Here is a 21759-nt window from a genome sequence, read left to right as displayed (position 1 = left end):
TAAATCATTCTGCCATGCAGATGCATGGCTTATTTTTTCGGATAAATTTATTTAAAAGCTACCCTATCTTTGAATTGTAAAACAAAAACCTTGCTGGAGATACTCTCCAAGCAAGGTTTTTAGTTTTTACTCTTCTCTCTATCCTTCTTACGCTTTTTTCACAACAATTTGTCCTTCTGCAACATTTACTGTGAGCTTCTCGACATTCTCGTCATCTAAAAGGACATCCGCAATTTTATCTTCGATGTGTTCTTGAATGATTCGACGAAGTGGTCTTGCTCCGAATGCTGGGTGATATCCTAGTTTAGCAAGTTTTTGTTTTGCAGCAGAAGTTACTGTGATTGAAATGTTTTGATCTTTTAGTTGATTCGCAAGCTCTTGCAGCATCAGATCTACAATCTTCACAAGGTGTTCTTCTTTTAATGACTGGAATTGGACGATGCTATCAAAACGGTTAAGAAATTCTGGTTTGAAATAGCCGCCTAAAGAATCTAAAATCTGCGTCTCTTTTTCAACCTCTTCAGTATTAAACCCTAATTTCTTCGTTTGTTTTACAGCTGATCCCGCATTACTTGTCATAATGATCACGGTATCTTTAAAACTTACTGTACGGCCTTGGCTGTCAGTCAGTCTACCATCCTCCATGATTTGAAGAAACATGTGCTGAACGTCTGGATGAGCTTTTTCAATCTCATCGAGTAGCAGTATGCTATATGGTTTACGACGAATTTGTTCTGTAAGTTGCCCAGCTTCTTCATGTCCTACATATCCGGGAGGTGAACCGATCAACTTAGACACGGCATGCTTTTCCATGTATTCGCTCATGTCGAGGCGAATCATGCTTTCTTCATCACCAAAGATTTCCTTAGCTAAGGTTTTGGTTAATTCTGTTTTACCTACACCCGTTGGTCCTACAAATAAGAAGGAACCGATTGGACGCTTTTTCGCTTTTAACCCTGCACGGCTTCTGCGAATTGCTTTTGCTACCTTTTCAACGGCTTCATCTTGTCCGATTACTTGAGCTGAAAGTTTTAAAGCGAGCTCTTTCATCTTAGACTGTTCGTCACTTTGAAGTTTTCGAACCGGAATTCCTGTTTTCTGTTCAACGATAAGCTGGATATCTTCTACTTGAACAATCGCAGCCTTTTTATCTTCTTCTTGAGTTTTGAGTTTCTCATCGAGTACCAGTTCTTCTTGTCGAAGCTTAGCTGCGAGTTCATAGTTTTCATCTGCTGCAGCTTTTTCTTTTTCTTTAACGATTTCTTCTAAGCGCTCTTCAATGGATGATTTCTCAATCGTAATGTGTTGAAGATTACTCTTTGAACCTGCTTCATCCATAAGATCAATCGCTTTATCTGGCAAGAATCGGTCTTGAATATATCGATGTGATAAAGTCACACAAGCTTTTAAAGCTTCTTCAGTAAATTTAACTTGGTGATAGTCCTCATAACGCGAAGCAAGTCCTTTAAGAATTTCAAACGCTTCATCTGTCGTTGGTTCGTTAACGATAACAGGCTGGAATCGTCGTTCTAACGCCGCATCTTTTTCAATTTGGCGATATTCTTTAAGTGTGGTTGCTCCAACCATCTGAAGTTCACCACGAGCGAGTGCAGGTTTTAGAATGTTTCCTGCGTCCATTGATCCTTCTGCAGAACCGGCTCCTACGATCTGATGCACTTCGTCTACAAAAAGAATAACGTTCTTGCGTTTTTGAAGTTCTGCGATCAGTTGTTTCATTCGTTCTTCAAACTGACCTCTTACGCCTGTATCTGCAACGAGAGAAGCAACATCTAGCAGGTAGACTTCTTTGTTCAGAAGCTTTGCTGGTACTTTGCCTTCTACAATCTTACTAGCTAAGCCTTCAGCGATTGATGTTTTACCAACACCAGGTTCACCGATTAATACCGGATTATTTTTTGTACGACGGTTCAAGATTTCAATAACACGACGTACCTCTTGATCCCGTCCGATGACAGGATCAATGATTCCTGCTTTTGCCGCATCTGTTAAGTTACGACCAAATTTATCTAAGAAGCCTCCGCCGCCTCGTTTTCCTTTTTGAGTTTGTTGATGCTGATGATTGTTAGCCTGATCTGCAAATGCTTGACCATTCATCATCTGTTGAAAAATATCATCGAAAGAAGAAAAATTCATGTTCATTCCTCCCCCAGTAGTCATTTCTTGTTTCACTTTATGATAACAATTAGAGCAAAGCACAAATTGTTTCTTTTCTTTATTCATAGAGATACTCATTTGAATCGTAGCAGGATTAACTTCACATTGTTCACAACGCATACTTGTAACCCCCTATTAAGATTTTTTTCGAAAATTTGTATAAAGTATTTGCGATTATAACGGTATGCATTTCGTTACGCAAATTATTTGATCAAGGTGCTTTTGTTTGATTGTTCAAAGTTTGACTTTGACTTTCTTTGACCTTTCACCTTTAATCATATTATACTTTGACCTTTTTTGACTTTCAAGTATTTTGTTTCGCTGTTAAAAATAACAAAAAGAGATGAGCTCTTAACTCATCTCTTCCCCAAATCAGTTCCAATTAAAAGTGATTTTTTGTCTATAATCTTCTGTTTCTCCAGTTGGTGTCAACCACACTTCAAGTGTGTAGGCTCCTGGCTCAAGCTTATTTACTAAAATGTCCTGCTTAAATACATCCGCTTGCTTCAATTTTAACGAAGTAAGAACCTGCATAAACATATGGTTTTTTGAGTATTGGTAAACAATTTTTCCATTCTTGTCTTTGATCACATAATCAAATTTTTGACTAGACGAAAATTGAAAGACCTTCTCTTTTTCTGTTTGATTTTTTAATTCATATCGAAATAGAATACCTTTTGCATTCTGCTGTTCTTGAATATTGATGGTACTCTCAATACTTCCTGCAACGATGCCGTTCTGACCATCTTGTCCAGATCGTTCTTCTTTGCCACCCTCAGGACTTTGTTTCTTCTTATCGTCTTTTTTACCATCACCTATCACCGGTTGATCTCTCCCCTCGGATTGGTTTTGGCTGTCATTGTTTCCACAACCTGTAACGACTATCGAAATACATAATAGGATCAGTATAACATGCCAGTTATTTATTCTACATTTTATCATCGATCTTCACCTCACTTGTTAGTTTGGGCATATATACGTATTTTCATGATTAAAAAGGAATTTTCGCTTACTTCATGTAAAATAGAGATTAAATCATACGTATAAGGAGTGTGTTTCTTTGGAAATGACAAAGTCAGATCTTTTGCTTGAAATGCAGAAAATAACTTCTGAAAAACGTGCCACACAAAATGAAACGGTTCTCTGGCAGCATAGCCACGATGAATCTTATCACCACCCAGTTTCTCCTGATGTTGTTGTATACCCGATATCATCAGATGAGATTTCTTCTATATTAAAATTCGCAAATGAAAACAAAATTCCTGTTGTGCCTTATGGAGCCGGTTCTAGTCTTGAGGGCCACTGTATACCCGTAAAAGGCGGCATCACACTAAACTTTCAAGAAATGACTGAAGTGCTGGAAATTCGTCCAGACGACTTTCTAGTGAAAGTACAGCCTGGCGTCACACGCACTCAGCTAAACCTAGCCCTAAAAAAATTCGGATTGTTCTTTCCCGTGGATCCTGGAGCTGATGCTACGATCGGTGGGATGGCAGCAACGAATGCAAGTGGAACTACAAGCGTAAAATATGGAATCATGCGCGACCAAGTAAGAAACCTTCAAGTCGTACTAGCGGATGGACAGATTATTCAAACGGGAGGTATGGCTGCTAAATCTTCAGCCGGCTATCACTTAACCTCCATGTTTGTAGGCTCTGAAGGGACTCTCGGGATTTTTACTGAGATCACATTAAAAGTTTACGGAATTCCTGAGGCAGTACTTGCAGCAAGGTGTACCTTTCCTTCTGTTCAAACCGCAGTTGAAGCAGCGAGTGCCGTTCTTGGCTCTGGCACAGGAATCGCGAGGATGGAGTTAGTCGATGAACGTTCGATCGTTCAAGTGAACCACAATAGTGATACGGCTTATACGGAAGCGCCTACCCTATTTTTAGAGTTTCAAGGAAACCCCGCAAGTGTTACATATGAAGCATCACTCACAAAGGAGTTACTCGAGAGCTTTGGAGGACTAGAATGGGTAGAGGAACATGATTCTAAAGCACGAGCAAAGCTTTGGGAAGCGAGACACCATCTAGCTTATGCATTTAAACATGGCTATCCTGGAAAATCAATGATGTTCACGGATGTTTGTCTTCCACTCTCAGAGTTATCCGGAGCCATCGTACACGCGAGAGAAACGATGGATGAGGTCGGTGTACCCGGTGCAGTGCTCGGGCATGTGGGTGACGGTAACTTTCATGCCATCTTGATGTACGATGGCTCGATTTTGGAAGAGCGTGAAAAAGCAGATCTGGTCAACGCTCGTATCGTAGATTATGCTCTCCAAAAAGGCGGCACTTGTACTGGAGAGCATGGTGTAGGTATCGGAAAAGCAAAATATTTAGCTAAGGAACATGCTGATACTCTTCCCATCATGTTAGCTATAAAAAAACAATTGGATCCAAACGACATTTTAAACCCAGGTAAGATCATATTATAGAATGAAACGAAGAGCTTGTATGATTCGTATATAGCTTTATCACATACCAAGGAGGCGTTATTTCATGATCGTCGTTACCACTGAGAACATTAAAGGCTATGATGTGAAGGAAGTAAAAGGTTCTGCTTTTGGAGTCGTTGTCCGTGCTCGTGGAATCGGCGGCGACATCATGGCAGGATTGAGAGGCATCATGGGCGGAGAAATTAAAGAGTACACAAGCATGCTGGAAGATGCCCGAAAGCAAGCCGTTGATCGAATGGTTAAAAATGCAACGGAGATGGGTGGGAATGCAATCATCATGATGCGCTTTGATTCTGGAGAGATGGGCAATAACATGAGCGAGATCGTTGCATATGGAACGGTTGTCGTCATTGAAAAACAATGAACATCATAAGCATCCTTATCGGTTGGCAGGTTTTGTCTGTTCTCTTTCTGGTTATCTTAGGCATCATCTCCTGGATGTATTTTGATAAGCGTTACAAAAAAAGTGAGACAAAAGTTCCTTCAGGCTATATTTGGACAGATGAGATATCAATCGATCCAACCTCTGGAAAAAGAGAGCGCGTCTATTATAATCCGGATACTGGCGATCGGTTTTATAAAGAAGAATAAATTTTTTGTATAGCAAGCAGCACTTTTTAAAGAGCTGCTTTTTTGTTTGGCTTTTTTCTTGATAGAAGAAGAACAATACGGGATTTACGGTACGTGATTTTGTATACTGTTACACGTTCGCTGCTAAATCACCTACTACCACCTGTAAATTATGATTGAGCACCCGTAAATGCTCTATGACCACCTGTAGAGTAAGGTTTTCCACCTAAAACTACACTCTCACCACCTACAAGACATTTCTACGTCTTGTAAACTCATGTTCTTTACCTTTATAATCACCATTCTTAAGCAACAAAACTTGATTTCAACAAAAAAGCCACCCATTTAAGTTGGGTGGCTTCTCTTTCCGTCAAAATTTACACTTTAAATTTATTTATCGCTTCATTCATCTCTTCAGCTAGTTGAGATAATGCGATCGAGGAAGATGAGATTTCCTGCATGCTTGCTAGTTGTTCTTCTGCAGAAGCAGAAACTTCTTGCGTGGACGAAGCGGCTGTTTCTGCCATCGATGAGATCACATCAATTGAGCCAACAACATGCTCAGTACTTGCTGTCATCTGTTCTGTAGCGGCTGAAATATCGCTCACTTGACCAGAAACTTCTGCAACTGTATCGTACAGACTTTTGAACGCTTCTCCTGATTGATAGACAAGTTCTCTACCGCCATTCACTTCTATCGTACCGTTCTTCATTGCAGCGACAGCTTTTTCAGTTAGTTCCTGTATGCTAGTGATCAGTTGACCGATCTGAGACGCAGATGCAGATGATTGTTCTGCTAATTTTCTTACTTCATCAGCAACTACTGCAAATCCTCTGCCTTGTTCTCCTGCACGAGCTGCCTCGATCGCGGCATTCAGTGCTAATAGATTTGTTTGACCGGCAATATCCGTTATCACGTCAACAATATTCGTAATTTCTTGAGACTGCTCACCAAGATCCTTCACAACTTGAGAGGTGCTGTCCATAGAAGTGTGGATTGCATCCATCTGGCCGATCGTCTTTTGTATCGTTTCATTTCCGCCTTCTGCTACTTGCATTGAACGAGATGAGGCTTCAGACATGTTCTGCATACTTACTGCGATCTGTTGAATACCTGCAGAAAGCTGGTTCATGGCTTCTACGATATCGTCTACAGTACGAACTTGTTCTTGAGACCCTCCAGCTACCTCGCCTATCGTTGTTGCGATCTGTTCTGTTGCCATACTCGTTTGCTCAGCTGAAGCGGTTAATTCTTCAGAAGATGCTGCCACTTGTTCAGCTGTGGCTCTTACTTGTCTGATTAGGGCGGCAAGGTTTGATCCCATATGGTTGATGCCATCTGCGAGCATACCAATCTCGTCTTTGTTTTTAATTGAGATCGGATCCATCGTCAGATCACCGTCCGCTATATCATTTAACATGTTGGACATTCTTACAACAGGTCTTGAGATCATGAGGGAAATCGTGTAACCGATTGCAAGTGCAGCCACAACAATAACAATTCCTAAAATCGTGATGAGCGAGACTACAAACTTCTCTTCGTCTGCAACAACTACTTTACCTTCAGCCAACAGGTTTGCTTGTCGCTTACCCATCTCTTCAGTTACGGCTCTCATGTCTCTGCCTAATGGAAAAAGAGTGCTCTTCGCATATTCATTTGCAGCTTCCATGTTACTCATGGAGTTTTGGAGTACACGGTCTGATTCTGTTTTGTAATCATTATTCAAATAATAGATCTTCTCAAGTCTATCTTTATCGGCCTTAGCTTTAACAAGCTTCATCGTGTTAGTTACGAGTGTATTAATTCTTTCGTTTGCGCCTGTCAGCTTTTGCTTGCTTTCGGTCGATTGCTCAAGCAAGTATTCCCGGACACTGCTGTTTTGAACGGTCGCTTGGAGTTCAATTTCTTTCGCATTGTTATAGATTTCCGTTCTTCTGTCTAACAGTTCACTGTATGTCTGTTGCATGTCTTTTATAAAATAGAAGAAGACCCCACAAGTTGCCGCAAAAAGAACAGCAATCGTTAAAAAAGATCCTACTAGCTTTTTTCTCAACGTCAGTTTCATACGTCACCTCTTATAAATTTCTGTTGCTAAAAATGACAGGACAATTTAGTACGATGACTAGATGAAGATCCTGCTTAGAGACACCTTTTATTAACGAGTCTTCTCTTGAACGAAAACTTCCTGGTGATTGTATGGAATCTTCTTCAATATCAATAACATCGGTTGCCGCTTCAGTTAGTAGCCCTAAAAAGTTTTCTTCATTCTGCAAAATAACAATTCTAGTCTGATCTGTGATCTCTGTCTTCCCTTTACCGATCAGCTGTCCAAAATCAATAATCGGAATAACGTTTCCTCTTAAATGAATGATTCCTAATACATCTGAAGGCATCTCTGGCATCGGTGTTATGTCCAGAACGCGCTCGATCGAAGCAACATGTTCGATCGGTAGGCCATATTGTTCAACACCAGCTGTTATTACTACATTCTTTAAAGTTTGAGTGCTAAGTGACATCTCACTTGCTCCTTTTCTAGGTATTTCTTCATTAAACGAAAGTCATAAGTTCTCCCTCATTTTATCGGTTTAGAAATTCAAATGTTTTAGTCTTAAAATGATAATAAAACTACTAGTCTTTTTTAGAGTTTCTTAGCTTACTTATCATCAATAAAAAAACACCTGAACCATTTGCTCAGGCGTTCTTCTTACTTATCTTTTTAATTCAACATTCTCTACCGTATTTGGTGGAATGGTTACTTGCACCTCTACAAACTGTTTCGAACCATATAATTGTGTTTCAACTACTTTACCAACAGAAGGCGTGTAGCTGCCTTGTTTCATATAGAATGGGATATTTACAGTCAAAGATTTATTTAAACGATTCGTAACTGTAGCTGTTTGGGTAACTTGAGATCCATCGTTTGGTAGTTGAAACTTATTTTCAAATGAAACAACTCCGGCTGACGTATTCCCATTTTGATATACCGGCATGGATCTATCCGGACCTTCATATACGTATGAATTAAATTTATTATCAGTTGCATTCTTCTCAAACAAACGATAACCTACCCATGGTTTAGCTGATAATTCAATAGAAGCAGTCGTGGAATACAAAATACCGTCTTGCTCTGTAATATTATCGATGTGCGTATGTCCATGCAAAGATATATTAACGTTGTTCTGCTTCATTACATCGATTAGTTCATGAGACCCTTCACCATGCCATTGCTGATCGTATTTAATACCGAGCGCCTCACCTTTTATGAGCGTTGTTAAATGCTGAGGATCATGCTTAGCATCATATTCTTTCCAATACTCGTTTACATGCGGATCTGTTGACGGCCATATGTCACGGTCACGCCATAACGGATTATGGTGAGAAAATAATCCCCTTACTTGTTCAGGTTGTGCACTGGATTTGTTATCTGCTAAATCTTTTTTGATCCACTCCATCTGCTCATCACGTATCTGTCCACCCCAAGTAGGAACAGATACGGATCCGTGGCCTTGTCTATCAAACTTGTGCCAATCAAAAGAGTTGTATCCGATCATGTGAGCATATGGTCCATAATCAAATGAGAAATATTGAGGACCGAAATATTGTTCCCAATACTTAGCGCCATCAGTTAGTGTAGCATCTTGTGCATAATAATCATGGTTCCCTGGTACGATATACACAGGAACATCAAACTGCTTCAGCATGCGGTATGTTTCTTCATATTCATAGATATATTCTTTCGGATTCATCTGTCCATACATTAAATCACCAGTCATCACCACAAAATCTGGCTTTAACAAATTCACTTGTTTAATCGTTTTTTGGAGATATAACCAACGTTTCGTTCGATCTGGGTGCCACAATCCTGCTTCAGTAATATTAGCAGGGTCTGCAACATTGCGTGGAGAGCCAACATGAATATCCGTTAAATGCATAAACTTAAATTCTTTCTTGAACTCTTTAACTACCTTTACCGAGTTTGGTTCATCATCTGTAATACGGGTTCCATTCCCGGTATAAGAAACTTGCAGATCAAATAACTCTTCTGGAACCTCATCTGGGATTTGTACCGTAACTTCATAAATAGAAGAACTATCCTTCCAATAAGAAGATCCTTTTTGCACATTTTTTACAGGAAGAGTAAATGTTCCATCAATATTCGCTGCTTCAGTTGGATTTAAAGAAACTTCCCATCCTGCTGGATTCTTATCTTTTGTATCCACCTTAATCGTCAGATCAGATCCGTTCTTTTTTATTGCCGGAGTTGACATAAGTGGATAAATAATATTATCTACTTTTGGATCTAGTGCCAAATTAGGTACCATATCCAAATAGTTTTCTGTGTTTCCAATCCCACCATCTTGCTTGTCTATACTGGACAAGAAGGCATGTGCTTGACCAGCAGGTATCGTTAAAGCACCCGAAATAACAAGTGCTGTTAGCTTCGTTCTCCAATTCATGTTTTACTCTCCCTTCAAAATAACTTGCATCTTGAAAGTAACAGTACAACGTAAATTTCATGTAACAGCACAATAAACATTTTATGAATAAATTATTTTACTATATCTCTTTCAATCTCTTTCTTGCTTCATTTTCTTCAAAGGAACTATATACCCGATAATCATTTTGATCAAGAATTCGAAAATGTTGACTGATTACATTCTGCTGCAGTCGGTAGCCTTTACGTGAATCTATCTCTTTCCACCAGACATGTCCACCCCACGTTTTTTCTTTCGGTACCGCTACATATTCATGAACGACGAGTTCCATTACATCAAGTGGGTTTCCACCTAGGGCATGGTTAAGAATGTCTGAGTTTCGAAATAATGCACACATAGCAACGATTACAGTCCAGCTCGCTTTCATTCTTTCTTTTTCGATTTGCACTAACGTTTTCTTTGAAATCCCTAATATATCGGCCATCTTGTCTTGAGTATATCCCAGTTCCGTTCGAACCAGTTTAATCTTTCCTGTTAATAAGTCCACAATTTCTTCTTGTGTCATAGTAAAGAAATTCTCCTTTTATCCTTTTAGGAACATTTTACACAAAAAAACTCCTTTCAACAAAAATGAAAGGAGCTTTAGCTATACGTATAGGGTTCCCATTGAGCAAGATCATAGAGGCCAGAATTAATTCGTGTGCTTTCTGCTTCCAACAGTGACAACAGTTCATTAGGAAGTTCGCTGTGGTGGTTAGCTAAATTCATCTCATCGTTTGGAGATGAGATCAAGACAGTGAACAACTTCTTATTATCCATGTTCATCCCGTGAACGTGAATATAATTTAAATTTTTTACTCGATACACAAAAAAGATACGGTATTTATTCATCTCTCCCACACTCCCTCATGAACAGTGTGGTCCGATTTATCATAGAATAAACCTTAATGTGATGAAGACGGTGCAGTTGGAAGTTCGATTTCTACTTTCGTTCCTTCGTTCTCAACAGAAGAGAATTGAATAGCACCACCGTGCTCTTCAATGATCTTAAAACACACCATCAATCCTAAGCCCGTGCCCTTTTCCTTTGTGGTATAAAAGGGTTCTCCAAGGGTTTTCAACCGTTCTGCTGGAATACCACAGCCTTGATCTTTCAACTCAAGAAGGACAGAATCGTTTCGTGTTCCGATTTTAATATGGATTTCTCCGTCTTTATCCATACTTTCGATCGCGTTCTTTAATAGGTTGATGAAAAGTTGTTTAAGCTGATTTTCAACACCATATACAAGCGGTATGTTATCAGAAATGTTTACCCAGATCTGTATGTTTCTCATGATGGCTTGCGTTTCGAGCAACCTTACAACACTATAGATCAATTCTTGAATATTTGTATGTTCAAAACTAACCGCCTGTGGTTTGGCTACGAGCATAAGCTCTCCAACGATGTCGTTGATCCGGTTCAACTCTGACTCCATGATTCTTAAGTATTCCAATCGAATCACATCGTCTGCATCTGATAAAAGTTTCGTAAACCCTTTAAGTGAAGTTAATGGATTCCGTATTTCGTGTGCGACTCCTGCAGCAAGCTCACCTAGAACAGAAAGTTTCTCTGATTTTAACATAAGCTCTTCTGTCTGCTTTGCTTTCGTTACATCTCTAGCAAAGGTAACTAAGCTCTCCACATGACCGTCTTTCGTCATAACTGGAACACCGCGTGCTTCTAGTAAAATCCAATCACCGTTTTTATGAACCAACCTGAATTCCGTCTGAAACGGCTCTTTTTTCACAAGAGCTCTCATAAAAAGTTCAGAAAGGCTCTGTAAATCATCAGGATGGACCATTTCTAAAATAGCACCTTTAATCTCACCATCTTCATACCCGAGTACAGGTAGGTGTGAAGGAGATACATATTGAATAATGCCAGTCGGATCAATCACAGTAATAAGATCTGTAGAATGTTCTGCGATCAAACGATATTTCGCCTCACTTTCCCGTAGAGCACGCTCTACTTTTTTCTGAGAAGTAATATCACGGTATACGATTACGAACCCCATAATCTTACCGTCCATGTCACATATGTTTGAAAAAGATGCTGATACGTCAAAAACCGTTCCATCTTTGTGTATACGCTGTGTTTCATGAAGGGGAACGGATTGTCCCTGTTTTAAAAGATTGATGATTTCCTTCGATTCACCTTGCAAATGTGCGGGAGTAATAACAGGATAGTCGTCATTATCCTCTGAGAAATCCTCTTCGGCCCAGCCAAACATCTGCATGAATGCATCGTTCACCTTTATGACTTCTTGTCTTGTATTGATAATGAGAATGGCATCTGTAGTTCCTTTTAGAACCGACTCTAATAAATCTAGAGCCACACTCAGCTCTTCTTCCTTCTGTTTATGAGGTGTTATATCACGTCCTGTGACTACCAACACCTGCGGTTTACCATCACTCGTAAAGGTTGGCTGCTTGATGAGCTCCAGCATCACTTTACGACCGCTTTTCATTATAATCTTTTCAGCTGTTTTGATTGGTTTCCTTGTTTCCCAAGCTCTCTTATCAGAAAGGCTACATCTTTCAATTGCTTCATATGAAAGTCTTGTTTCTAGTTCCTCAAGACTTTTTCCTTTATATTCATCGTGGTCGATTCCATAAATATTAAGAGCGAACCGGTTCGCTTCTGCCCAAGTTCCATCCGGATACCTTAAACAAACAAATTCGGGCAGGACATCAATCATTTCTTTTAAAGTGGCCACTGCAGGTAATTCGTCCTGACTTAATACTTTCATTCTATCCACCCTTTTTTACTAAAACTTTCTTAACGTCTATAAATTAAAGTAAAAGGGTCTATTTCCCTTTATTTTTTTCAGGAAATCGCACGTCAAATTCGTTTATTTTTCGCCTAAATATGACAAAAAGACGCTTCCCTCGAGGAAAGCGTCTTTCGTATCTGCTGACGATTAAACGGCTTTTACCGCTTCTTTTAGCGATTTACCTGGCTTGAAAGCAGGCACGTTGCTAGCTTGAATCATGATCTCTTCACCAGTAAGAGGATTACGTCCTTTTCTTGCATTACGGTTTCTTGTTTCAAATGTTCCGAAACCGATAAGCTGAACGCTCTCACCGTTTTTCAAAGCATCTGTAATCGCATCTAGCACTGCATCAACGGCTAGCGCTGATTCTTTTTTGTTCATACTCGTTGCATTTCGAACGGCATCTACTAAATCCATCTTTTTCATTATAAGTTGCTCCCTTCAAACATTGAATGAACTGCTTGTGTAGCAACATTATTAACGAAAAAAATAGGTTTCATACAGAAAGATACAAAATTCCGAAAAATATTTATATAGTTTAATAATTATTTTTCAAATCAAAACCCTTGGATGGTCATTCCACCATCAACAAATAGAGTTTGTCCGTTCACATAATCAGCGGCTTCACTGGCTAAAAACACCGCTGGCCCTACAAGGTCAGGTAATTCTCCTACTCTTTTCTGTGGAGTTACATCAAGGATATCTTGTAGATACTCTTTATCAGCTAGTAGTTTCTCTGTTAGAGGTGTCTTAAAATACCACGGTCCGATGCTGTTCACATTTATTCCGTACTGTCCCCACTCAAGTGCTAAGTTCTTCGTCATCTGTATGATAGCAGCTTTAGTAGAAGCATAGACTACTCCGGTACGAAGAGCGACATGTCCAGCAACAGAAGAGATCGTAATGATCTTTCCTCCTCCAGATTCCTTCATGCGTTGACCTGCTTGCTGTGAGAACCAAAAAGCTGAACGAAGGTTCGTGTGCATAATGGTGTCCCACTCCTCATCAGAGACATCGAATGCTTTTGATCGTATATTCATCCCAGCATTGTTCACAAGTATATCCACGTTGATCTGCTCTAAATCTAATGTTTCAAAAATTCCTTTCACTTGATCCTTGTTCGTAACATCAGCCTCAAAAAGATAAGCTTTTGTTCCAACACTTTCGATCAACTGTGCAGTCTTTTCCAAATCAGACTGTGTTCTAGACACAATCACCACATCCGCTCCAGCTTCTGCATAACCAATTGCGATCGCCTGTCCGATCCCTCTTCCAGCACCCGTTACGAGTGCTGTTTTACCTTTAAGTGAAAATGACGGTAAATACACGTATATGACCTCCTCTATTAGTTAAAAAGTTCGGGGGAAATGATGAAGTAACGGACTTGATCTGACTGATAGGCTCCGGCTCCCATAGCATTCATCGTATTGATGCTAATATGATAGGCTTCAAATTCCGTTTCTTCCTCGGTTTCAGTATTGTCTTCAGCAGTTACAGCTACTGCGGTCTTTTCAGTAATACCTGCTCTCTCTATATTCCATAGAGAGCTGTTCTTATCAGGCTGAATTGCATCAGAGTTCGTAAAACTCACGTAATAGGAATCACCCTTTGGCACCATATTTTTTAAGCCATGCAGATCGAGAGCTTTAAAATAAATGCTAGGTGAAGAAATAAAGTTTTCACGATTTACCATTTCGAGCTCTTCATCCATAACATGTGTACTTATTTGATAATTCCCATCATGCATCGTTATCCATGCATTCATATCTCTTCCATCTCTATAATAAGAAGTTTCATAATTAAACTGCCAAACTTCTCCATCGCTATTAAAGTTGATTTCCAAATTGTTTATAGCAAGCTCTCCCTCTGCATGTAGCGCTTTCTTTACCTTCTCATACTCATTATAAAAATTCATCTCATAAACATTCGTTCCTGCTTTAACTTGAAGTACTTCTTCATAGAATGCCGCTACAGAGTGACTAACAATGATGCTTGAAATAAATGATAACACCCCAAGAGAAGCAGCCCATTTTTTTGCATCTTTATTAACGATCAGCTTAGGAAGAAAAAAGAGTAAAAAAATTGCAATTCCTATAGGCAATACGAGTGATTCAATACGAAACGTAAACGTACCTAAAAAAAAGTAACCAATCAGTTTCCATCCGATGTTAGGTTCTTCATGATCTGCTTTTTTCAGATAGATGAGAATTAATGATATAAGAAAAACAACCGACATACCCCAAGCTAGATATGATTCAAGTTGCATCGTTATCCCCCTAATTTTTGGATAATACTTTAAGTTTATCAAAAAAATCGTGAAAAAGACGCTTCATTTGAATAGAAATTGATTCGACCGAAAACCTTTTTTCACGAGTCATTCCATTCAGTGGAGCTATCCACACTCACAGGTAAAGCCCACAAAAAAAACACAGCTGATTTGCTGTGCTTTTCTTTAGGATTCGACCCATTCTTTTCTTAGCGTAAAAAGATCTTTTAATTCGTCTGTTGAAAGTTCTGTAATCCAATTCTCACTCTGAATCACTTTTTCTGAGAGTTCTTTTTTGCTCTCGAGCATCATGTCAATCTTCTCTTCTAATGTGCCAAGCGTAATCATCTTGTGCACCGTTACGAATTTTTTCTGTCCGATACGATGGGCACGATCCGTTGCTTGATTTTCAACCGCTGGATTCCACCATCGATCGTAATGAATAACGTGATTAGCTTCAGTCAAGTTGAGTCCGGTGCCACCCGCTTTTAAAGATAAGATAAAGATCGGATGCTCTCCGTCTTGAAAACTTTCAATCATCTGGTCACGTTTTTGTTTGCTTAGACTGCCATGCAAAAAGAGTACGGACCGGCCGAATTTTTTCTCCACATACTTTTTGATTAATTCACCCATAAAGATAAATTGAGTAAAGATCAAACACTTTTCATCTTTTTCAAGTATGGCATCGATCAATTCTATTGTTTTTGCAAATTTTACAGATTGATCCTCAAGTTTCCCTAACTTGTCATTCTTTGTATAAAGAGCCGGATGATCGCATATTTGCTTTAATTTACCTAACATCGCGAGTAATAATCCACGTCTTTGCATACCTGTTACCTTTTCTAACTGCTCAAACGTATCTTGAACAAGTCTTTCATACAGAGAAGCTTGTTCTTTTGATAACGGACAATATTCTTTGATCTCTTGTTTCTCAGGCAGATTAAGCTGTACGGCTGGATCCATCTTCGTCCGACGCAACAAGAAGGGTTGAACGAGCTGTTTTAACTGCTGTAAACGGAACGTATCATTGTCTTTCTCGACTGGCACCACAAATTTTTTCTGAAACGATGGTTCGCTCCCTAAATATCCGGGATTTAAAAAGTCAAAGATCGCCCAAAGTTCAAGAAGTCTGTTTTCAACTGGAGTTCCTGTTAACGCAATCTTATGACGTCCGTTAAGTCTGCGGATACTTCTTGATTGTTTTGTATAACTGTTCTTAATGTTCTGTGCTTCATCAAGTACGATCGCTTCCCAATACGTTTCACTCATCTCATTAAAATCTAGCTGACAAGTTGTATAAGAAGTAATCACAACATCGAACTTTTTGTACCACTCCGTAAATTGATCTCCTTTTTTCCGGTTCCCTCCGTAATGAAGTCCTACGGATAAAGTCGGTGAAAAGTTTTGAAGCTCCTTTTGCCAGTTTCCGATTACAGAAGTAGGACATACAAGCAAAAAAGTACCTTCCTGCTTTTCTTTTTCTTTCACTTTTAAGAAATAGTCAATGGTCTGAACGGTTTTTCCTAATCCCATATCATCTGCTAAACACCCACCAAGGCCGAATTCCCGGAGAAAATACATCCAAGAACTTCCTGTCTTTTGATAGTCTCTTAACGTTCCGATCAGGTTTTGAGCTTTTGATTCGATTGGCAGTGTTTTGATCTCTGTAAGCTGATCCATCCACGCGTTCAGTGGTTCATCCCACTCCATGTCGAGCATCGGCCCTTCAGACTCTATTCCTTCAAGACCCTCATCAGCAGGGTTGGTTTCCATATTTAGTAGATGTTGTTCTAATACATCTTTTAATTGAATGCCTGTACGATCCACGTTCTTGATCAAGTGACGTACTTGTTTCATCCACTCAGGATCGACTCTGTACCATTGACCGTTTCTTCGCACGAGTCTTCTGCTGCCATCAACGAGTTTTCGAAACTCTTCTTCCGTAAGCTCTTCGTCCCCCGTTGACATTCGCCAATCAAATTGCATGATTGCATTTAATCCAAGGAAAGACGGTGCACCGCCAGATTGCTGCGATTTTGTTTTTATCTTGGCTTTTACTTTCGGTTGAAGTTCTTGAACGGTCTGCCACCAAGCTGGAAGGACAACGTTCAGTCCGATCTGTCTTAACAGATCGCTTTTTAGCGTTAAGAAGTCCCAAGCCTCTTTTTCAGTTATCTCATTTCGAATTTCTTTACGCGCATTTGGTTTTAACCAAGAAATTAATTTAGTTACAAGCTCTATATCAGAATCTAACATCTCTCTAAAAGGTTTCCACTCCTCTGGAAGAAGTGTACTCTTTCCAAGATAAGGTACAGCTATTCCATCTTCTTTTTCTTGAAGAATGACATGTAGCTTCCAAATATCTTCATTACCTTCACCATCATTTGCAGGTTCAGACAGTTCAAAAATGATATCAAAAGGCTTTGGATCTTTTCTCCAGCCGATTCTAATCAGCCATTCCTCTTCATTTAAATGATTTAAAGCGGATATGATCTGTCGAGGAATACCCTTCATGCGATCTTTATTAAAATTTGAGGGCATGTAAGTACTTCCGTCATGTGGCAATGTAGAGAGTGCTTCATTCAACCACGCTGATTCTATCCGCTCTCCATTCGTTCTCCATGACCATAAACCCGTTTTCCATGCTTCATAATCAGGAGTAACCTTATCTTTTTTCATCAAACGAAAGACATCGTTAGCCTCGTTTACAAAAGTCCAAGAATCATCTTCCCAATTGTCTTTCGTCAGAAAAAAGTCGGGATAACGATTAAATAGATCAAATGCTTCCCCTGCATTTAAATAAACATTCTGATCATCATCAACATCTAGCATCGTCCCATAAAATGAAGGCTTATGCCATGTAAATAATAGAGGTTTCCAGTCGTTTACATGCACTCTTTTCGAATGTTTAGTGGCCCATAGAACCATGTTTCCATGTAGCCATTTCGCGTGTAGCAAAAGATTGCTTGTATCGATCATGAAATAAACTTTCCTTTCCTCAGCTCTTCCTGAAAGGCTCTAAGCCGCCCGTAAACAGTTGCAATTTGATTAATATACTGTGAAAAACGTTCTTCTTCTCCAAGATCAAAATATAAAGAACGAAGCGTTTTTAAATGTTTAATAGCAGATTGATAAGATTTTCTTGTCCTCTCATTAATCAGCCTATCAATCGCTTGGTGATAGATCGGCAGAGCGGATTCTTTTTGGAAGGATACTACCTCTTTCAGATCCTTTCTTTGGATCAACTCCGGTGAATATCCCATGATCACTTGAAGTTCTACCCATCTTTCATGCTCGCCGATCACCATCAAATATTCACCATACTCATAGAACGTGATGGGTAAAAATTCGATTAGCATCTCTTCATATTGATCCTCGTCACCTGTGTGTTGAGCGTACTTCCAAAAATAACTTAAGTATTCATGAAAAAACTCCCGAGAGTCTGAATGGTAATAGTACGTGCCAACACCTTCTAAGAAATAAGGCTTAAGATCGAGCAGCCATAACAGGAGACGATCCCATTCTTGCTTGTCTACCAATAACTTCATCCAAACGAGGTAATGAACCATATCCACTTTCTTCTCACACTGTGCTAGTCGTTTAAAAGCAAGTTCCTCATTTCCACTCGCAAAGGCAAAATGAACGAGAGCTAGTTCAAGCATTTGAGATGTTTTGCCACTCTCTTTTTCTTCTAAAAGCTGCTTTTCATATTTAGATACCCAAGCTTGTTCCATGTAAAGTAACGACCAGCTGATCTGAAACAGATAAAATAGCAGGTGCCCCCACTTTGCAGGGATCTCATAAAGACTCTGAAAGTTTCTTAAACTTTCTTCTACAAGTTTTTTATTTTCATCTAGTAACTTATCGCTGTTGATCTGTTTTAATGTTATATACATTTGGTCACATAGTTTCTCAACCGTAGCATCAAAGTTCGACTGCATATAGGTAGCTACACCGTATTGAGACTCAAACGAAAACAGTCGAAGCAATGTTTCGATCTGTACGTGATATTTGTATAATAACGCAATATCTTCGTCAAAGAATTGCCCCGCATTTAAGAGTGCAGGGTAATAATCTCGGTAAATATGAACAAATGTATAACTCGTATCTTTTCCGTCTACGAGATCTCGAAAGGAGACGGTTTGCAGTTTACGTCTCTCGAATGTTTCAAACCGTTCTGAAAAATACTCTCGCCATAGTTGAACAGAATGTGTATTTTGTACTTTTTGTTCAGGCGTTTCATAATGAACTTGAGTTTCGGCCTTATCGTTATGTTCTTCAGTCGGTTTCATTCCGTCTCCCCCCTTTCTTTTTATTACCAATTATAGCAAAATACATCTAGACTCATTCATGTATATCATATCTATTTTAAAGGAAACCGGCGAAATTGACCAAAGATACACATTTACTTCTTAAACTATTCCAATTTTTACCGATAATATGAAATGAAGTGTCTGTTATATAAATTCTAAAAAGTATGATTTAAAAAAATTGTATAGAAATCTATGGATGTAAGGTATCTTTCATGATATGCCACTCAGTCGCCATAGAGTCTCCTTCTTTTTTAAACCTGAAAGGAAGAACTTTTTATGAGAGAAATAAGTATTCAAGAACGAATTCGTATATTAAGAGAAGAATTATATCGAATCTCATATCAACTAAACTATGAACTAACACATCCTAAATTGGTCACGATAAGTCAACAACTCGACCATCTACTAAACCAGTACTCTAAAATTCAACAAAAAGTATAGGAAGCGACCTCCATCAGGTCGCTTTTTTATTTGAGTAGATTTTCCTTTTTAGCACTCCATCTTTTAATCTCCTTTCGACATTCTGCCCCATCCTTTTGTAGTTTTTTGTAACTTTATCACTTTTTTAGACGAAACCCTTTTTCTTTTTGTAAATTTATTGCATATTAAGTGAAGACAAAATCTCTCATGAAAGTTGTGAATGAAACATGTTATTGCAATTAATTGAGGAAAAACGTGAAGTATTGTTATGTCTTGGCAAAACATATGGGTTAACCGCTAAAGAAACAGTGATCTGTAGTCAGGAATTAGATCAGTTATTGAATCGCTTAGATGATTTTATAGGAGAACCTAACGATAACTCGTAATTTTTTGTCTATTTCCTGGGAAATTTGTCGTTTAAGAGCCTGATTTTCTTCATCATCCTATCGCACAGCATACCTTTCTATTAAATCCCATAATTGCCTTTTATTATATGAAAATAGTATTGTAATCTCTTTGTTACCTTCTCCTAACGAGTTTGTCACATTCGATTAGTATAATTGGCAACCGAGGCGTATTTAACCAATTATACATATTAGGAGGAGTTATCATGAAAAAAAAATGGGTAATTACAGGGGCTCTAGCATTCGGATTGCTCGTTTCTGCTCCCGTTAGTGGATTTGCAGCAATGGGGGATCACACTCTCCGACCGGGTACTTGGGACAATGACGTATATGAACTTCAAGGGAAATTAAAAGCGTTAGGATTCTACGATTTTGCTGTAACAACAGGGTATTATGGTCCTGTTACTAAACAAGCCGTAACAGACTACCAAAGAGCTAAAAGCTTATCAGTAGACGGTATTGCTGGACCTCAAACGTTTAACAGCATTCAAAATAATATTACAAAAAAGAGTATGACCGTGGCTGCAACTGCCTATACAGCAAGCTGTGAAGGGTGCAGTGGTACTACCTTTAATGGTACAAATTTAAAAGAAATTCCTTATGCGAAAGTAGTCGCTGTTGATCCGAATGTAATTCCAATCGGATCCGTCGTCTATGTTCCAGGTTACGGCTATGCTGTAGCTGACGATACTGGTGGTGGAATCAATGGTAATGAGATTGATATCTTTATGAAGAACTATTCTGATGCTATTAATTGGGGTAGAAAGAGCGTAAATATTACAATTATTAACTAAAATAAGATGATGTCTTGTACCTCATTTCATCTCGCTCACAGCAAAAAAATTGCTGTGAGTTTTTTTGTTTACAATAATTTCAAAAATATTACATTTTTTTATTTTCTAAATATTGTAATAATGATAAAGTTATAGTAACAATTTTGAGAGGAAGTACATACATGAATATGAAGAATCAGATGACAATCATTAAAAATGCTATAGCTGAAGTATTAACAGGAAAAGAAGAGCTTGTTGAACTGACGATGATTTCCATCGTCAACAAAGGTCATTTATTATTAGAAGATGTTCCTGGAACAGGAAAAACAGTACTTGCTAAAAGCCTCGCTCGATTGATAGGAGGCGAATTTAAAAGAATTCAATTTACACCAGATATTTTACCCGCTGATATTACGGGCATACAGTTCTTTCATCCTAAACATCAAGAGTTTGAGCTGCGTCCCGGTCCGGTGATGACGAACATCTTATTAGCAGATGAAATCAACCGCGCGACGCCTCGAGCACAATCCAGTTTATTAGAAGTGATGGAAGAAAGACAGGTTACGATTGATGGCGAAACCCTTCCCCTTCCGTCTCCTTTCTTAGTGCTAGCAACACAGAACCCTATTGAATCTTACGGAACATTTCCGCTTCCTGAGGCTCAGCTTGATCGTTTTTTTATGAAATTGCCGTCTGGTTTTCCGAATTACGATCAAGAAAAAGAAATGCTTCACATGTATCGTAAAAATAACCCTCAAGATTCTTTAGAACCTGTCTTCACTTTAGAAGATCTATTAGTCATGCAAGAAGAAGTAAAGCACATTCATGTTAGTGATAGTGTTGATAATTATTTACTATCCATTGTTCATGCAACCCGCAGTCATGAATTTATTGAGAACGGCGTGTCTCCCCGTGGCACCCTTGCTTTCATGAGAGCTGCTCAAGGCGCAGCTTATGTTCAAGGAAGAACGTTCGTTACCCCAGACGATGTTCAATTCGTAGCACCTTATGTATTAACTCATCGACTCGTATTGACGATGGAAGGAACGATGAGAAAGACGAAAGACCAAGTGTTAAAAGAGATCCTAGAAGCCATAATTGTGCCAGTAGAGTCTGAGGCAGGTAGATAA

At 38.9% G+C, this 21759-nt stretch carries 20 protein-coding genes; 7 read left to right on the top strand and 13 right to left on the bottom strand.

Annotated features, from left to right (window positions below):
* Window positions 1–147: 147 nt before the first annotated feature.
* On the bottom strand, window positions 148–2295 hold the full coding sequence (locus ABE65_RS04300) for an ATP-dependent Clp protease ATP-binding subunit (protein WP_066391664.1): 2148 nt from the start codon (window positions 2293–2295) through the stop codon (window positions 148–150).
* Between the two features lie 252 nt (window positions 2296–2547).
* A complete protein-coding gene (locus tag ABE65_RS04295; RefSeq protein ID WP_082861282.1) occupies window positions 2548–3117 on the bottom strand; it encodes a BsuPI-related putative proteinase inhibitor in 570 nt (189 codons plus the stop codon).
* A gap of 124 nt (window positions 3118–3241) precedes the next feature.
* On the opposite strand from ABE65_RS04295, the gene ABE65_RS04290 reads away from it, so the two are divergent.
* The 3 genes from ABE65_RS04290 (at window position 3242) to ABE65_RS04280 (ending at window position 5224) form a co-directional block, all read left to right on the top strand.
* A complete protein-coding gene (locus tag ABE65_RS04290) occupies window positions 3242–4612 on the top strand; it encodes an FAD-binding oxidoreductase (protein WP_197480355.1) in 1371 nt (456 codons plus the stop codon).
* A 64-nt stretch (window positions 4613–4676) separates the two neighbouring features.
* The gene (locus ABE65_RS04285) at window positions 4677–4997 is read left to right on the top strand and encodes a YbjQ family protein (protein WP_066391660.1); all 321 of its coding nucleotides are present in this window, start codon (window positions 4677–4679) and stop codon (window positions 4995–4997) included.
* Between the two features lie 32 nt (window positions 4998–5029).
* Complete coding sequence (locus ABE65_RS04280; RefSeq protein ID WP_231887849.1) at window positions 5030–5224, top strand: hypothetical protein; 195 nt, start codon at window positions 5030–5032, stop codon at window positions 5222–5224.
* 356 nt (window positions 5225–5580) lie between these two features.
* On the opposite strand, the gene ABE65_RS04275 is transcribed toward ABE65_RS04280, so the two are convergent.
* The 11 genes from ABE65_RS04275 to ABE65_RS04225 form a co-directional block, all read right to left on the bottom strand.
* Window positions 5581–7269, bottom strand: a complete 1689-nt coding sequence (locus ABE65_RS04275; protein WP_066391653.1) for a methyl-accepting chemotaxis protein — start codon at window positions 7267–7269, stop codon at window positions 5581–5583.
* 10 nt (window positions 7270–7279) lie between these two features.
* Window positions 7280–7720 carry a chemotaxis protein CheW gene (locus ABE65_RS04270; protein WP_066391651.1) on the bottom strand — a complete coding sequence of 147 codons (441 nt, stop codon included), beginning with the start codon at window positions 7718–7720 and terminating at the stop codon, window positions 7280–7282.
* 192 nt (window positions 7721–7912) lie between these two features.
* Complete coding sequence (locus tag ABE65_RS04265) at window positions 7913–9661, bottom strand: metallophosphoesterase family protein (protein WP_066391649.1); 1749 nt, start codon at window positions 9659–9661, stop codon at window positions 7913–7915.
* Between the two features lie 100 nt (window positions 9662–9761).
* A complete protein-coding gene (locus ABE65_RS04260) occupies window positions 9762–10205 on the bottom strand; it encodes a helix-turn-helix transcriptional regulator (RefSeq protein ID WP_066391648.1) in 444 nt (147 codons plus the stop codon).
* A gap of 77 nt (window positions 10206–10282) precedes the next feature.
* Entirely contained in the window at window positions 10283–10531 is a 249-nt protein-coding gene (locus ABE65_RS04255) for a hypothetical protein (RefSeq protein WP_066391644.1), read from the bottom strand.
* A 53-nt stretch (window positions 10532–10584) separates the two neighbouring features.
* Entirely contained in the window at window positions 10585–12429 is a 1845-nt protein-coding gene (locus ABE65_RS04250) for a PAS domain-containing sensor histidine kinase (protein WP_066391643.1), read from the bottom strand.
* 171 nt (window positions 12430–12600) lie between these two features.
* Window positions 12601–12879 (bottom strand): HU family DNA-binding protein, encoded by a 279-nt coding sequence (locus ABE65_RS04245; protein WP_066236049.1) that lies wholly within the window; start codon window positions 12877–12879, stop codon window positions 12601–12603.
* Window positions 12880–13010: 131 nt separating this feature from the next.
* Window positions 13011–13781, bottom strand: coding sequence for an SDR family NAD(P)-dependent oxidoreductase (locus ABE65_RS04240; protein WP_066391641.1), 771 nt, complete (start codon window positions 13779–13781; stop codon window positions 13011–13013).
* A 17-nt stretch (window positions 13782–13798) separates the two neighbouring features.
* The gene (locus ABE65_RS04235; protein ID WP_066391640.1) at window positions 13799–14719 is read right to left on the bottom strand and encodes a hypothetical protein; all 921 of its coding nucleotides are present in this window, start codon (window positions 14717–14719) and stop codon (window positions 13799–13801) included.
* Window positions 14720–14905: 186 nt separating this feature from the next.
* Window positions 14906–17698, bottom strand: a complete 2793-nt coding sequence (locus tag ABE65_RS04230) for a DEAD/DEAH box helicase (RefSeq protein WP_066391639.1) — start codon at window positions 17696–17698, stop codon at window positions 14906–14908.
* A complete protein-coding gene (locus tag ABE65_RS04225; RefSeq protein ID WP_066391638.1) occupies window positions 17695–19011 on the bottom strand; it encodes a hypothetical protein in 1317 nt (438 codons plus the stop codon). Before ABE65_RS04225 ends, ABE65_RS04230 begins: the two co-directional genes overlap by 4 nt.
* Before the next feature lie 297 nt (window positions 19012–19308).
* On the opposite strand from ABE65_RS04225, the gene ABE65_RS21420 reads away from it, so the two are divergent.
* From ABE65_RS21420 to ABE65_RS04215, 4 genes are all read left to right on the top strand, one after another.
* On the top strand, window positions 19309–19473 hold the full coding sequence (locus ABE65_RS21420) for an aspartyl-phosphate phosphatase Spo0E family protein (protein ID WP_082861281.1): 165 nt from the start codon (window positions 19309–19311) through the stop codon (window positions 19471–19473).
* Window positions 19474–19679: 206 nt separating this feature from the next.
* Window positions 19680–19838, top strand: coding sequence for an aspartyl-phosphate phosphatase Spo0E family protein (locus tag ABE65_RS21415; RefSeq protein WP_082861280.1), 159 nt, complete (start codon window positions 19680–19682; stop codon window positions 19836–19838).
* A 224-nt stretch (window positions 19839–20062) separates the two neighbouring features.
* Entirely contained in the window at window positions 20063–20650 is a 588-nt protein-coding gene (locus ABE65_RS22380; protein ID WP_066391636.1) for a 3D domain-containing protein, read from the top strand.
* Between the two features lie 131 nt (window positions 20651–20781).
* Window positions 20782–21759: an AAA family ATPase gene (locus tag ABE65_RS04215; RefSeq protein ID WP_269148792.1), complete on the top strand. Its 978-nt coding sequence runs from the start codon at window positions 20782–20784 to the stop codon at window positions 21757–21759.

Origin of the sequence: Fictibacillus phosphorivorans, assembly GCF_001629705.1 — a bacterium.
GTDB classification, from domain to species: Bacteria; Bacillota; Bacilli; order Bacillales; family Fictibacillaceae; genus Fictibacillus; species Fictibacillus phosphorivorans_A.
Note: the sequence above shows the minus strand (reverse complement) of the source record. Positions and strands in the feature narration are given on the sequence as shown.

What these genes read in the sequence shown, in the direction of transcription:
- ABE65_RS04295 (WP_082861282.1), bottom strand. Translation starts at nt 3,117, where the DNA reads ATGATAAAATGTAGAATAAATAACTGGCATGTTATACTGATCCTATTA.
- ABE65_RS04225 (WP_066391638.1), bottom strand. Translation starts at nt 19,011, where the DNA reads ATGAAACCGACTGAAGAACATAACGATAAGGCCGAAACTCAAGTTCAT.
- ABE65_RS04245 (WP_066236049.1), bottom strand. Translation starts at nt 12,879, where the DNA reads ATGAAAAAGATGGATTTAGTAGATGCCGTTCGAAATGCAACGAGTATG.
- ABE65_RS22380 (WP_066391636.1), top strand. Translation starts at nt 20,063, where the DNA reads ATGAAAAAAAAATGGGTAATTACAGGGGCTCTAGCATTCGGATTGCTC.
- ABE65_RS21415 (WP_082861280.1), top strand. Translation starts at nt 19,680, where the DNA reads ATGTTATTGCAATTAATTGAGGAAAAACGTGAAGTATTGTTATGTCTT.
- ABE65_RS04300 (WP_066391664.1), bottom strand. Translation starts at nt 2,295, where the DNA reads ATGCGTTGTGAACAATGTGAAGTTAATCCTGCTACGATTCAAATGAGT.
- ABE65_RS04265 (WP_066391649.1), bottom strand. Translation starts at nt 9,661, where the DNA reads ATGAATTGGAGAACGAAGCTAACAGCACTTGTTATTTCGGGTGCTTTA.
- ABE65_RS04235 (WP_066391640.1), bottom strand. Translation starts at nt 14,719, where the DNA reads ATGCAACTTGAATCATATCTAGCTTGGGGTATGTCGGTTGTTTTTCTT.
- ABE65_RS21420 (WP_082861281.1), top strand. Translation starts at nt 19,309, where the DNA reads ATGAGAGAAATAAGTATTCAAGAACGAATTCGTATATTAAGAGAAGAA.
- ABE65_RS04270 (WP_066391651.1), bottom strand. Translation starts at nt 7,720, where the DNA reads ATGTCACTTAGCACTCAAACTTTAAAGAATGTAGTAATAACAGCTGGT.
- ABE65_RS04275 (WP_066391653.1), bottom strand. Translation starts at nt 7,269, where the DNA reads ATGAAACTGACGTTGAGAAAAAAGCTAGTAGGATCTTTTTTAACGATT.
- ABE65_RS04285 (WP_066391660.1), top strand. Translation starts at nt 4,677, where the DNA reads ATGATCGTCGTTACCACTGAGAACATTAAAGGCTATGATGTGAAGGAA.
- ABE65_RS04230 (WP_066391639.1), bottom strand. Translation starts at nt 17,698, where the DNA reads ATGATCGATACAAGCAATCTTTTGCTACACGCGAAATGGCTACATGGA.
- ABE65_RS04260 (WP_066391648.1), bottom strand. Translation starts at nt 10,205, where the DNA reads ATGACACAAGAAGAAATTGTGGACTTATTAACAGGAAAGATTAAACTG.
- ABE65_RS04255 (WP_066391644.1), bottom strand. Translation starts at nt 10,531, where the DNA reads ATGAATAAATACCGTATCTTTTTTGTGTATCGAGTAAAAAATTTAAAT.
- ABE65_RS04290 (WP_197480355.1), top strand. Translation starts at nt 3,242, where the DNA reads ATGACAAAGTCAGATCTTTTGCTTGAAATGCAGAAAATAACTTCTGAA.
- ABE65_RS04250 (WP_066391643.1), bottom strand. Translation starts at nt 12,429, where the DNA reads ATGAAAGTATTAAGTCAGGACGAATTACCTGCAGTGGCCACTTTAAAA.